We start from the raw sequence: 12,323 nt of genomic DNA on the forward strand, positions 1-12,323 counted from the left end.
GTTATGCGCCGCGCGCTGGCTTGCTGCCTGTGCCATCGCGCCGTCCTGTGCCATGGCTTGGGGCCAGATCGTCACCAGCCAATTGCTCCATCCATGCCAATGCATCCACATAGGCAATGAAGTGGTCCAGATAATCGGGCGCGGCATCACGCATTAGCGACAGCATGCGATGCACGAGAATACTGGAGTTCAACGGGCCCGCATTGTCGGGGACCTGCTCCAATGCATGCCGCAGTTGGCGCCGGGTATTGGTACCTGCCCAGACCTGGCGGAAATAATCCATGAAAGGTGGTTCGGGACAGGTCTCTCGCGGCAGCGCTCCGTGCTGCGGCGTACGGCCGCTGGCGGCGCGCGGCGCGTGGCTGGCAATGTGTTGCATGAGCGCGAGCAAAGGGCCGCCGGACGGTTCCAGGAGGCCATCAGACGCTGATGCGCTTTCGGCTGGCAGCGCCGTTGTTGCGTCCACATCGCGCTGAAATGCCTGCAGCAATGCAGCAAGCCTGTCGTCCAGGACACGTCGGGCCTCGCCTTCCAATGCGGCGGCGCGATTTGACAGTGCTTGAATGAAATGAAACCGCACCGGATCGACATTATGCGCATCACTGCAGCGCCACGCATCCAGCGTGGCCTGTACATCAAGCTCGATCCCCTTATTCACGAGAATCGGCCGCTGCAATAGAAGGCTTGGGAATCAGCGAAATTTCCACTCGCCTGTTTCGGGCACGGCCGCTTTCATCATCGTTGGATGCCACGGGCTGCTCGGAGCCAAAGGCCGCCGCAAACACCAGCGACGCGGGGATTCCTTCGTCGATCAGTGCGCGCGTAACGGTCAGGGCGCGCTCGGCTGACAGTTCCCAGTTGTCCGCGAATCGTCGATTATCCTCGTGCACGCGCTGGTTGTCGGTGAATCCGCTCACCATCAACACCTCATCATGGGAATCGAGATATCCAGTGAGTGGCGCTATCAGCGATTTCAACACCTCCCTGCCCTCGGGCTGCAACGCATCCGAGTTGAGCGCAAACAACACGCTGCCGCTGATACCGATGCGGCCATTGACCAGGGTGACCTGACCTTCGGCCAACGGCCTGGCAAGTGCCTGTTCCAACGCCTTGCGTCGCTGTGTCTCTTCCTGGCGATGCTTGATTTCATCGCCAAGCCGGGCAGACAACTCGAGCTGCAAACCAATTACCCCCACCAGCACCAGCACAAAAGCGCCCAAAAGCACCGACATGAGGTCACCAAAGACCGCCCATACCGGTACGGTCGCTTCCGCGCCCGCGTCGATGTCGTCGTTCATGCTGCTTCAGTGCCGGCGGAAGCGGCTTGGCTGGAAAGGTTCTGCAGATCGTCAAGAATCTGCTTCTGGGACAGTAGGCTCAGATCAACGACCTCGCGCGCCTGAGCGACGTAATAAGCAAGCTGCTCGTCGCTGCGTGTGAGCGATTTCTCGAGCGCGGCTTCAAGACGCTGTAAATGACCGACCAGTGTCTCGCTGGACTGGCTGAACAACCCCACGGCCACGCCGAATGCGTCGCCCAGGCTCGCCACTTCGGCCGCGCCACCGGTAATTTGCGCCGCGGCGCTTGTCAGCCTGCCGGCTTGTGTCTCAATACTGCCCGAGAACTGCTCGCTCATGCGCGCCAGCATCTGCGCGGATGTCGCCACCAATGCATCCACAGCGCTACGTTGCTCGGACGATGCATGATTGACGGCGTCGAGCAATGTATTTACCGTTTCCAGCATCTGTCCCCGCTCTTCGAGCAATGCGTTGTCCCGCGCCATGCTGTCGGACAGCTTCTCGCGCACTTCAGCAATGACCTGCGCAGCCGCCTCGGGAGCCTGCGCGGCAGCCTGCGCCAGTGATGCGATCTCGGCCATGATCCTGCCAGCCTGTGCCTGAGTTTCGGCGGACACATCCTGCGCAGTCTTCGCCAATGCATCGCACGTTTTCTCTTGCTGACTCGCAGCCCGTTCCGCCGCGGCCTCCCATTGCGTGCACATGGATGCCGTGGCTGTGTCGAGCGCCGCAGCCCATGCGGCCAGGCGCTGTTCATCCTGTGCCATGAGCTCGGCGCGCAGATCGGTGTGGCTGTCATCCATCTTGCGAAGCAGCGAGGACGCCTGCTGCTCGAAAACAGAAACCGAATCCACCAATGCCCGCCGATGGTCGTCGGCGAGCTTTTCACCGCTTGTCTCGTGGCGCGCCAGCGCTTCCTGCCAGGCCGCAGACATGGCCTGCGACGTATTGCCAAGGCGCGTATCTACCTCGCCAAGCAGGCGCACGATACGCTGATCGAATTCCTCGATAAAGCGATTATGGGCATCGTGCAGGCGCCCGGCCAGCGACTCACTGGTCTGCTGATGCGCCGCCAGCTTGCTATCCCAGGTTTGCGCGACCGATGCAGTTGTGGTTTCAAGATGTGAGGACAATCCGTCGAGCTGCTGCTGCATGGCACGCGTGACAGTATCATGCATCGTGGCATTTTCGCGTGCCAGCGACGCCATGGTGTTTTCAACCAAAGGCTGGATGACCGTGCCGGCTGCCCGCGTTCCGTCGGCAATGCCCTCCCTGAGCGACTGCGCCACCGAGGAAGCCAGCTGTGTATAAGCCGTTTCGATTCTCGCGTGAAAAGCGTCCTGGCTGGCAACAAGCTTTTCATTCAGAGTCTTGCTTTGCTGCGCCATGGCTGTCATCAAATCCTGAAGACGATCAACGACCGTCGGCATGATTTCCGCCTGTCGCTGCAGAAGCCTGAGCTCTTCCTCGCGCTGATGTGTCTGCGAATGAATGCGTAGGGTGGTGGCGATTTGCGTATCAAGCCGTCGAGCCGCCAACATGCGTTCGCGGCGCAAAAGCGCCGATAAGAGTCCCAGCATGGCAGAGGTCGCCACACCCGCCACCGATGTGCCGAAGGCGAAACCAAGACCTTGTACCGGCGCTGCCAGCGAAGCGCGTATCGCCTGCAGATCTGTCGAGCTTTCAAGCGCCAGGCCGGTGCCCCGCAGCGTGCTGACCATGCCCAGAAAAGTCCCCAGCATCCCCAGAAGTACAAGCAGACCAAGCAGGTAAGGCGTGATTGATGGACCGGGAAGGCCCACGCGTTGCCCTTCGACCCGCAGGCGGACGGCATTGCGCAAGGCCGGGTTGAGCTCGGCGAGCCAGTCGCCCAGGCTGGCGGGCGCACCGGAAAGGCGGGACAACGCACGGATCAGTGAGGAGGTGGCCTTGTGATAATGATATAACTCAAACGCTCCCGCGAGATACGCCACGATGATGAGCACGGTGACGGCCAGGGCAAGCGGATTGGCAGCCACATAGCCCCTGCCGATCCAGAATGCAACCGCAAGGCCCGCGGCAAAGATGACTATGTATAAGAGTCGGGTCATAACCTTCCGGTCAACAAGTGCGAAGCGCCGCAATCAGCCCTTCGATGGGTTTCAAACGTATATCCAGTTCGGCCAACAGTACGCGCTGCATATCCCTGCGAAAAACGTCCTGCCACGGCACCGGCGCCGTGGACGTGGCATCCCGCCCTTCGCCTCCGTGCTGCGCATCTGTCGCCGCATCGCGCAGATGCTCGAAATGCGATTCAAGCAGGGCCGGTACCTTCAATAGCAAGCGTTGCTCGCGCCCGCCCAATGCCTGCTCCATCGCGGCATCGACCAACGCGAGCCTCGCCATGGTGGGAGACCTCGCTGCCAGCACAGCGCGCAGTCGAATGCGCAGATTGGAAATACTGGTTTCCATACGCTCCTGCAGCGACACATACCGCTGCCGAAAAGCCGGGTACTCGATGGGTGCCGCAGGCTTGCCGTCAGCCGCAATGACCGAACGCCGGTATACGCGCTGGCGCCGGGTTGCCGGCGATGCATCCTGGCCCAGGATGGCTTTTTCCAGCTTGTCGCGCAGTTGATCGTATTCCGTCGCCGCCTCACGCGCTGGGTCATCGCCAAGCCCGCCGGCTTGTACGGCGGGTGGCGGGCCATTCAGCACAGTGGACAACCCAATGGCATCCGACCAGTCAAGCCATTGGCTCAGCTGACGGGACAGCGGCTGCCTTGACGCCTGGACATCAGTATCCGTAAGGCGAACAAGCAGGCGAATAAGCGCCGGACCGCCAAAGCCCGTGCGCTGGGGCAGCTCTTGCACCATGCCAAGGTCAAAAACCAGTGATTTTACACGTTGGCGGCCGCCGCATGGCGGATCACCGGGGAAGCAGCGCAGTATACCTAGCTGTGATCCTTGGCATGAACGTGATCGAGCGTCTGCAAGGCCAGCGCGGAATGCGCAAATGCGCCCCCGGCACGCATTTCAGCCGCAACCCAGATTGCCTCCATGATCTGCTGGTCTGTCGCGCCCGCGCGGACCGCCGCCTCGGTATGCCCCTTGATGCAGTACGGACATTGAGTCACATGCGCCACGGCAACGGCAATGATTTGCTTGGTTTGCGCATCCAGGGCACCGGGCGCGAACACCGCCTTGCTGAAGGCCTTGAACGCGGCCATGGGTTCGGGGGCAAGCTCCTTGCGCTTGTTGGCAATTTCCCGAGTTGGGTTGGGATACATCGCGTCGTCCATGTATAGGCTCCTGTGTGGTTGAATGGCATGCTTTATATGATAGACCCAAGCGGCATCGGCCCACCCGCGTACCCCTGCCATTAGCAATGCCTGGCTCACAGGAAGCCGGCGCCCGGCCGCTATGCAAGCTTGTCCGCGCGCTCCAGTTTTTCGCATAGAAAGTCTATGAACACTCGAGCGCGCAAGGGCATTAGCCGGGAGGGAAATAGCGCAACCAGCGGAATGGTTTCAAACTCCCATTCGGGAAGAATGCGTCTGAGCGTATCGGCTTCGGTACTGTGCGCCAGCCTGTGGCTGGACAAGGGTACGATACCCGCGCCGCGCACTGCCATGCGCGTAAGCATCGCGACATTGTTGACGGCAATACGTCCCTTGACATGGACATGTTCCATGCGCTCGCCCGAGCGCAGATGCCATATGGAATCCTCCCGGCTGGTGGAGGCGCGCAGGCATTCATAGCGAGCCAGTTGGGCCGGTGTTCGAGGCACGCCATGCTTTTCAAGGTAGTCGTCCGACGCGTACAGCCCGAGCCTCACCAGCCCCAACTGGCGCGCGACCACACCCGAGTCAGGCAGGCGGCTCATGCGGATCACGATATCGTAGGGCTCGGTCACAAGATCGATGGGCTTGATGCTCAGGTCGTACTCGCATTCAATCTCGGGATAGCGCTGCGAAAACTCCTTGATGGCATCTGGCAAAAAAGAGAGCGCGAAGCTGGACGGGATGGACATACGGAGCAGGCCCTTGGGCTGCTGGGCGCCTTCGAGCAGCTGTTCATGCGCAATGCGGGCCTCTTCGACGATGTGCTGACAGCGCTCGAAATAGAGGGCCCCCGCCTCCGTCAGCTCGACCTTGCGGGTACTGCGGTTCAGCAAGCGCACACCAATACTACGCTCGAGCTCGCTGATGCGGCGGGAAATAGTGGAAGCTGGCATGTTCAACGTGTCGGCGGCACGAGTGAAGCTGCGACCACGGGCCACTTCCACGAACAAGGCAATATCGTTCAGGGATGCCGACATATCTATTCCAATTTTGCCAACAATAATTCCACCAAAATCACATGTTACCGCTTTATTACTAGTTATTTTGGAAAAATGAATTCGTGGATTAGGTATTTATCCTTATATCGTAAACCCTCATACTTCATCCCATCGAGACAGGAAATGCGCAAGCCAACAACCGCCATTCCCGGCCCTTCGAAACAATCTGAACTTACTTGATGGAGTATGAATATGAAATCCCTAGCTACTGCCGCCATGATTGCCCTGAGTTTCTCCGCCGCCGGTTTCGCACAGGCTGCCGACACTACGCCGGTCACCCGCGCGCAAGTCATTGCCGAATTGCAGCAAGCCCAGGCACAAGGTCTTGTCACCATCGGCGAAGAAGCCTATCCCGCCGACGCACTGCCGACCAGCACCAAGAGCCGTACGGAAGTTCTGAATGAACTTGCTGCAGCGCAAGTTGCGGGTCGGGTTTCCGTGGGAGAAGCGGCGCAATATCCGGTCGTTCGCATTGACCAAGGCGCTGAAAAATCCCGCGCCGAAGTCCTGCAGGAGCTGCATGCCTACGCCGCATCGGGCAATCACCACATTCCTGCCTGATTGACCGTTACCATGCTGTCCCCTTTTGGAAGGCCCTCGCGGCCTTCTTTTTTTGTGGTGTTTCGGCATGGGCCATAAACGAAGGCCGGGGCTGGCCGCAATACGTCAGCCAGCCCCGGCCGCACTGATCCGGACAGCAGGATCAGTGCTTCAGGCGATTGTCGGCGCCCGCCTCGGCGGGCTTGGCGTTGGCCACAGCTTCAGCGGCCAGGCGCGCCACCTCTTCGTCTGAGAGTGGTGTTGGCATACGCTCCAGCGCCACCTCAAGTACGCGATCTATCCAGCGGACCGGAATGATTTCAAGGTGGTTTTTCACATTGTCTGGAATATCCGCGAGATCCTTCACGTTTTCTTCCGGAATCATGACCGTCTTGATACCGCCCCGGTGAGCTGCCAAGAGTTTTTCCTTCAGGCCGCCAATACCGAGCACTTCGCCGCGTAGTGTGATTTCGCCTGTCATCGCAACATCAGCGCGAACAGGAATACCGGTGAGCGCCGACACGACAGCCGTGGTGATGGCAATGCCTGCCGAGGGGCCATCTTTGGGTGTGGCCCCTTCCGGGAAGTGCACGTGCAGGTCGCGTTTCTCGAAAGCGGTGTTGGCAATGCCCCATTTCTGGGCGCGGGCCCGCACCACCGTGCGAGCGGCCTCGACCGACTCCTTCATGACATCGCCCAGCGAGCCAGTTCGGATGATGGCGCCCTTGCCCGGCATGTCGGCCACCTCTATGGTAAGCAGATCGCCACCGACTTCTGTCCAGGCCAAGCCGGTCACCTGCCCGATCTTGTTTTCCTTCTCGGCCATACCGAAATTGAAGCGGCGCACGCCCAGGAAGTCGTTGAGATTTTCGGACGTCACGACAATGCGCTCATTGACCCGGGCAGGTGCACCCTTCTGGCCTTTGGCCTTGCCTGTTGGATTGGCCGCCAATAGTTTCTTGACCACTTTGCGGCAGATCTTGCTGATTTCGCGCTCCAGGGCTCGCACGCCGGCTTCCCGGGTGTAGTACCGCACAATGTCGCGCACCGCCGATTCTTCAATGGTGATCTCGCCTTCCTGCACACCGTTGTTCTTCATGAGCTTGGGCAGCAGGTGATCGAAGGCGATATGCACCTTTTCATCTTCGGTGTAGCCGGACAGCCGGATGACTTCCATGCGGTCCAGCAGCGCGGGCGGAATATTCAGCGTATTGCTGGTTGCCACGAACATGACATCGGACAGATCGAAGTCCACCTCGATGTAGTGATCCTGGAAAGTGTGGTTCTGCTCGGGATCCAGTACCTCCAGCAAGGCCGACGAAGGATCGCCACGAAAATCCGCGCCCATCTTGTCGATTTCATCAAGCAGGAAAAGCGGGTTGCGCACGCCGACCTTGGCCATGTTCTGCAGAATCTTGCCAGGCATGGAGCCGATATAGGTGCGCCTGTGGCCGCGGATCTCAGCCTCGTCGCGCACGCCGCCCAGCGCCATACGCACGAACTTGCGGTTTGTGGCGCGCGCCACCGACTGCCCCAGCGAAGTTTTGCCCACGCCCGGAGGTCCCACCAAGCACAAAATAGGCGCCTTGAGCTTATCGACGCGCTGCTGCACGGCCAGGTATTCAATGATACGTTCCTTGACCTTTTCAAGCCCGTAGTGGTCCGCATCCAGCACCTGTTCGGCATTGGAGATAGATGAATTGATACGGTTTTTTTTGCGCCATGGCAATCCGATCAATGTATCGATGTAGTTGCGCACCACAGTGGCTTCGGCCGACATGGGCGACATGAGCTTGAGCTTCTTGAGCTCCGCATCCGCCTTCTTGCGCGCTTCCTTGGGCAAATGAGCAGCCTCGATCTTGCGCTCGAGCTCTTCGATGTCGGCGCCTTCCTCGCCTTCGCCCAGTTCCTTCTGGATGGCCTTGACCTGCTCGTTCAGGTAGTAGTCGCGCTGGCTCTTTTCCATTTGCTTCTTGACGCGCCCGCGAATACGCTTCTCGACCTGGAGAATGTCGATTTCGGACTCGAGCTGCGACAGCAGGCTTTCCAGCCGCTGGGAGGTGCTGACCACTTCCAGCATCTGCTGCTTTTGTTCAAGCTTGAGCGGCAGGTGCGCGGCAATGGTGTCGGCCAAGCGGCCGGCATCATCGATGCCGGTGAGGGAGGTGAGTATTTCCTGCGGGATTTTCTTGTTGAGCTTGACGTACTGCTCGAACTGGGCCACGACGGCGCGGCGCAATGCCTCGGCCTCGGCGTCTTCACCCTGATCAGGCTCGACAGCGCTGACGACGGCCATGAAATGGGTCTCGGCATCGGCTACGGAATGGATACGTGCACGCTGCACGCCTTCGACCAACACCTTGACCGTGCCATCCGGCAGCTTGAGCATTTGCAGAATGCTGGCCGCACAGCCTATTTCATACAGGTCGTCAGGGCTTGGGTCGTCTTTGCCAGCGGACTTCTGGGCCACCAGCATGATGTTGTTGCCGCCTTCCATGGCGAGTTCAAGCGCCTTGATGGAGCGAGGCCGGCCGACAAACAGTGGAATCACCATATGCGGGAACACAACCACGTCGCGCAGGGGCAACAGAGGCAGTTCCATCGAATCGGTGGAGAGGATCTGGCTCGCAGACATAGTAACTTCCTTAAAATTTACCCGGAGATGAAAAAGGGAAGCATCCGGCCCCCCTTCTCACCTCTACTGTCACTACATATAACGGCAAACGCTCCGATTTCAAGAGCCCGCCGTGGATGCCTGCTTGTAATAAATCGGGCTATTTTCAGGCTGCCGCATCTTTGAGCTTGCGCGATGCGGCCGGACGGCCTTCGGTCTCGGGCGCCGCCTCGTCTTCGTAGATGAGGATGGGCGTTCCTTTGCCGACGACGGCGTTTTCGTCCAGTACCACTCTTTTGACGTTCTTCTGGGAGGGAAGTTCGTACATGGTACCCAACAATGCCTGTTCGACAATGGAACGCAGGCCCCGCGCGCCCGTGCGCCGCTTGATGGCACGCTTGGCAATTGCCTGCAGCGCACCCGGGCGCACGTCGAGCTCGACATCTTCCATTTCAAACAGTTTCTGAAACTGCTTGATAAGGGAGTTCTTGGGCTCGGTAAGGATGCGCACCAGCGTGTCTTCCTGGAGTTCCTCGAGCGTGGCGACCACCGGCAGACGCCCAACCAGTTCGGGAATAAGGCCGAACTTGATGAGATCTTCGGGTTCGACCTCGGAGAAAAGCTCGCCCACCCCCCGCTCGGTCTTGGCCCGCACAGAGGCGGAAAAGCCGATGCCGGAACGCTCTGTGCGGTCGCGGATGACTTTTTCAAGGCCGTCGAAGGCCCCCCCCACGATGAACAGAATATTGGTAGTGTCGACCTGGACAAAGTCCTGGTTGGGGTGCTTGCGCCCGCCCTGGGGCGGCACAGAAGCGACCGTGCCCTCGATGAGCTTGAGCAGTGCCTGCTGCACACCCTCGCCGGAAACATCCCGGGTAATGGAAGGGTTGTCCGCCTTGCGCGAGATTTTGTCAATTTCATCGATGTAGATGATGGCACGCTGGGCCTTCTCGACATCGTAGTTGCAGTTTTGCAGCAGCTTCTGGACGATGTTCTCGACATCTTCGCCGACATAGCCCGCCTCCGTGAGGGTGGTGGCGTCAGCCATGACAAAGGGAACATCGAGCATGCGCGCCAGCGTCTGGGCAAGCAGGGTCTTGCCTGATCCCGTGGGGCCTATGAGCAGAATATTGCTTTTGGAGAGCTCGACGTCGTCGCCTTCGACCTGCCCGTAGCGGATGCGCTTGTAATGGTTGTACACGGCCACCGCCAGATTACGCTTGGGCGTGTCCTGGCCGATGACGTAGCCATCGAGGAAGGCCTTGATTTCGCGCGGCGTGGGCAGCTCGTTGCGGATGGCATCGCGCGCGGCTTCCTGGCTCTCTTCGATGATGATGTCGTTGCACAAATCGATGCATTCATCGCAGATGAACACCGACGGGCCAGCAATGAGCTTGCGCACTTCGTGCTGGCTCTTGTTGCAGAAAGAGCAGCGAAGTGTCTTTTCGTCCGCCGATCCTTTTTTCTCGGGCATATATCTTTCAGTCCATGGACAGGACGAACCTGTCGATAATGACACCGGCAGGACACAGGCCCTGCCAGCCTGATGCAAACTCAGGCCTGGTCGAGACGCGAGACCAGGACCTTGTCTACCAAACCATACGATACCGCATCTTCGGCTGACATGAAATTATCACGCTCAGTGTCGATCTCGATGCGCTCAATGGGCTGCCCGGTATTCCGGGAGAGGATCGTGTTCAGGCGCTCGCGCAGGCTGATGATTTCACGCGCCTGGATCTGAATATCGGAGGCCTGTCCCTGCGCACCGCCCGATGGCTGGTGAATCATGATGCGCGAATTAGGCAGCGTATAGCGCTTGCCCTTCGCGCCCGCAGCCAGGAGGAAGGCGCCCATGCTCGCGGCCAGCCCCGTGCACAGTGTGGAGACATCGGGCTTGACGAACTGCATGGTGTCGAAGATGGCCATGCCGGCATAAACCGACCCGCCCGGAGAATTGATATACAGAGAGATATCCTTCTCGGGATTCTCGGATTCCAGGAACAGCAATTGCGCCACCACCAGATTGGCGGAGTGGTCTGTGACCGGGCCCACGAAAAAAATCACGCGCTCGCGCAGCAGACGGGAGTAAATGTCGTAGGACCGCTCTCCGCGGCCCGACTGTTCAATCACGATGGGCACATAGCCCAACCCCGTGGGGGTCACCGAGTCCCCGCCATGCATTGATGCGTAAAAATCGGTAAATCGCGATATCGACATTTAGTTTGTCCCCATGATTTCATCGAAGCTGACATTCTCGTCGGCCACCTGGGCTTTGGATACGACGTGATCTACCACGTTGTCTTCAAGCACGATCGCCTCGATCTCGGCGCGGCGCTGCCGGTCGGACAGATAGTAGGCCACCACCTGCGCAGGCTGTTCGTAGTTTTGCGCGAACTCTTCGATGCGGGCACGCACCTGCTCGGGCTTGGCCTGCAGATCGGCTGTACGCACCAGCTCGGATACGAGCAGGCCAAGGCGGACGCGGCGCTCGGATTCCGCGGAGAAGGCCTCAACGGGGATGGGCACCGAATCGGCGTTGGGTACGCCGCGCTGCTTGAGCTCCTCGCGCGCGGCCTTGACCCGGCCCTCGGCATCGTTATTGACAAGCGCCTTGGGAACGTCAAAATCGCAGGCGGCGGCCAGGGCGTCCATGACGCTGCCCTTGGTGCGCTGCTGCACACGGGACTTGACCTCGCGCTCGATATTGGCGCGGACATCGGCAAGCAGCTTGTCGACATCACCCTCGGCTTGACCCAGGGACTTGGCGAAGTCGGCATCCACCTCGGGAAGAATGGGCTCGGCAACCTCAGTGACCGTAATGCTGAACTCGGCCGTCTTGCCAGCCACTTCCTTGCTGCCGTAGTCCTGCGGAAAGGTCAGCGGGAAAGTCTTGCTTTCGCCGGCCTTCATGCCACGGACAGCCGTTTCGAATTCCGGCAGCATGCGGCCCTGGCCAAGCACGAACGGGAATTTCTCGGCAGTGCCGCCCTCGAAAGCCTCGCCATCGATGGTGCCTGTGAAATCGAGCGTCACGCGATCATCGTCCTGCGCTGCGCGGTCTTCGCGGCTCTCGTAGGTAGCGCGCTGCTTGCGCAGAATCTCGAGCGTGCGCTGCACGTCGGCGTCGGTGACCTCGGCATGGGCGCGCTTGACCTGCAGGGCGGCCAGATCGGGCACCTTGACGTCGGGATAGACTTCGAACGTGGCCGAGAAGGCCATGGTGCCGTCTTCGACGCCCTCGGTCTTGGGCTCGAGATTCGGTGTGCCAGCGATGCGCAGCTTGGCTTCCTCGATGACCTTGTCAAGGTTGCGGCCCACTTCGGAATTGATGACGTCGTAGCGGATGCCAGGCCCATGACTGCGCTCGATGAGGGACAACGGCGCCTTGCCCGGGCGAAAGCCCTGTATCTTGGCGCTGCGGGCGACGCGCTTCAGTTGTGCCTGGACCTGTTTTTCGATGTCGGCAACGGAGATCGCGACGTCAACACGGCGCTCCAGGCCGGACAGAATTTCAACCTCGGGCATTCGGGACCTATATAGTAAAAGAGAG

At 59.8% G+C, this 12,323-nt stretch carries 11 protein-coding genes; 1 reads left to right on the top strand and 10 read right to left on the bottom strand.

The window, feature by feature from the left end; translation table 11 throughout:
• Window position 1 precedes the first annotated feature (1 nt).
• The 6 genes from ERD78_RS09085 to ERD78_RS09110 form a co-directional block, all read right to left on the bottom strand.
• Window positions 2-658 carry a DUF2894 domain-containing protein gene (locus ERD78_RS09085; protein ID WP_245152394.1) on the bottom strand — a complete coding sequence of 219 codons (657 nt, stop codon included), beginning with the start codon at window positions 656-658 and terminating at the stop codon, window positions 2-4.
• The gene (locus ERD78_RS09090) at window positions 651-1,298 is read right to left on the bottom strand and encodes an OmpA family protein (RefSeq protein WP_129968940.1); all 648 of its coding nucleotides are present in this window, start codon (window positions 1,296-1,298) and stop codon (window positions 651-653) included. Before ERD78_RS09090 ends, ERD78_RS09085 begins: the two co-directional genes overlap by 8 nt.
• The gene (locus ERD78_RS09095; RefSeq protein WP_129968941.1) at window positions 1,295-3,388 is read right to left on the bottom strand and encodes a DUF802 domain-containing protein; all 2,094 of its coding nucleotides are present in this window, start codon (window positions 3,386-3,388) and stop codon (window positions 1,295-1,297) included. The genes ERD78_RS09090 and ERD78_RS09095 overlap by 4 nt, the downstream gene beginning before the upstream one ends.
• A gap of 10 nt (window positions 3,389-3,398) precedes the next feature.
• Entirely contained in the window at window positions 3,399-4,154 is a 756-nt protein-coding gene (locus ERD78_RS09100) for a DUF3348 domain-containing protein (RefSeq protein WP_167668890.1), read from the bottom strand.
• Window positions 4,155-4,231: 77 nt separating this feature from the next.
• Window positions 4,232-4,579 carry a carboxymuconolactone decarboxylase family protein gene (locus ERD78_RS09105; protein ID WP_129968942.1) on the bottom strand — a complete coding sequence of 116 codons (348 nt, stop codon included), beginning with the start codon at window positions 4,577-4,579 and terminating at the stop codon, window positions 4,232-4,234.
• Between the two features lie 119 nt (window positions 4,580-4,698).
• On the bottom strand, window positions 4,699-5,598 hold the full coding sequence (locus tag ERD78_RS09110) for a LysR family transcriptional regulator (RefSeq protein ID WP_129968943.1): 900 nt from the start codon (window positions 5,596-5,598) through the stop codon (window positions 4,699-4,701).
• Window positions 5,599-5,811: 213 nt separating this feature from the next.
• Between ERD78_RS09110 and ERD78_RS09115 the strand changes: the two genes are divergently transcribed.
• Entirely contained in the window at window positions 5,812-6,180 is a 369-nt protein-coding gene (locus ERD78_RS09115) for a DUF4148 domain-containing protein (protein WP_167668891.1), read from the top strand.
• 142 nt (window positions 6,181-6,322) lie between these two features.
• On the opposite strand, the gene lon is transcribed toward ERD78_RS09115, so the two are convergent.
• The 4 genes from lon to tig form a co-directional block, all read right to left on the bottom strand.
• A complete protein-coding gene (gene lon, locus ERD78_RS09120) occupies window positions 6,323-8,794 on the bottom strand; it encodes an endopeptidase La (protein WP_129968945.1) in 2,472 nt (823 codons plus the stop codon).
• A 145-nt stretch (window positions 8,795-8,939) separates the two neighbouring features.
• On the bottom strand, window positions 8,940-10,247 hold the full coding sequence (clpX, locus tag ERD78_RS09125) for an ATP-dependent Clp protease ATP-binding subunit ClpX (RefSeq protein ID WP_129968946.1): 1,308 nt from the start codon (window positions 10,245-10,247) through the stop codon (window positions 8,940-8,942).
• A gap of 80 nt (window positions 10,248-10,327) precedes the next feature.
• Entirely contained in the window at window positions 10,328-10,984 is a 657-nt protein-coding gene (clpP, locus tag ERD78_RS09130; protein WP_129969119.1) for an ATP-dependent Clp endopeptidase proteolytic subunit ClpP, read from the bottom strand.
• Window positions 10,985-10,990: 6 nt separating this feature from the next.
• Window positions 10,991-12,298: a trigger factor gene (tig, locus tag ERD78_RS09135; RefSeq protein ID WP_129968947.1), complete on the bottom strand. Its 1,308-nt coding sequence runs from the start codon at window positions 12,296-12,298 to the stop codon at window positions 10,991-10,993.
• Window positions 12,299-12,323: the final 25 nt, after the last annotated feature.

The organism is Allopusillimonas soli (genome assembly GCF_004153445.1).
Lineage (GTDB): Bacteria > Pseudomonadota > Gammaproteobacteria > Burkholderiales > Burkholderiaceae_B > Allopusillimonas > Allopusillimonas soli.

What these genes read in the sequence shown, in the direction of transcription:
- clpX (WP_129968946.1), bottom strand. Translation starts at nt 10,247, where the DNA reads ATGCCCGAGAAAAAAGGATCGGCGGACGAAAAGACACTTCGCTGCTCT.
- tig (WP_129968947.1), bottom strand. Translation starts at nt 12,298, where the DNA reads ATGCCCGAGGTTGAAATTCTGTCCGGCCTGGAGCGCCGTGTTGACGTC.
- ERD78_RS09115 (WP_167668891.1), top strand. Translation starts at nt 5,812, where the DNA reads ATGAAATCCCTAGCTACTGCCGCCATGATTGCCCTGAGTTTCTCCGCC.
- ERD78_RS09105 (WP_129968942.1), bottom strand. Translation starts at nt 4,579, where the DNA reads ATGGACGACGCGATGTATCCCAACCCAACTCGGGAAATTGCCAACAAG.
- ERD78_RS09095 (WP_129968941.1), bottom strand. Translation starts at nt 3,388, where the DNA reads ATGACCCGACTCTTATACATAGTCATCTTTGCCGCGGGCCTTGCGGTT.
- lon (WP_129968945.1), bottom strand. Translation starts at nt 8,794, where the DNA reads ATGTCTGCGAGCCAGATCCTCTCCACCGATTCGATGGAACTGCCTCTG.
- ERD78_RS09100 (WP_167668890.1), bottom strand. Translation starts at nt 4,154, where the DNA reads ATGGTGCAAGAGCTGCCCCAGCGCACGGGCTTTGGCGGTCCGGCGCTT.
- ERD78_RS09110 (WP_129968943.1), bottom strand. Translation starts at nt 5,598, where the DNA reads ATGTCGGCATCCCTGAACGATATTGCCTTGTTCGTGGAAGTGGCCCGT.
- ERD78_RS09090 (WP_129968940.1), bottom strand. Translation starts at nt 1,298, where the DNA reads ATGAACGACGACATCGACGCGGGCGCGGAAGCGACCGTACCGGTATGG.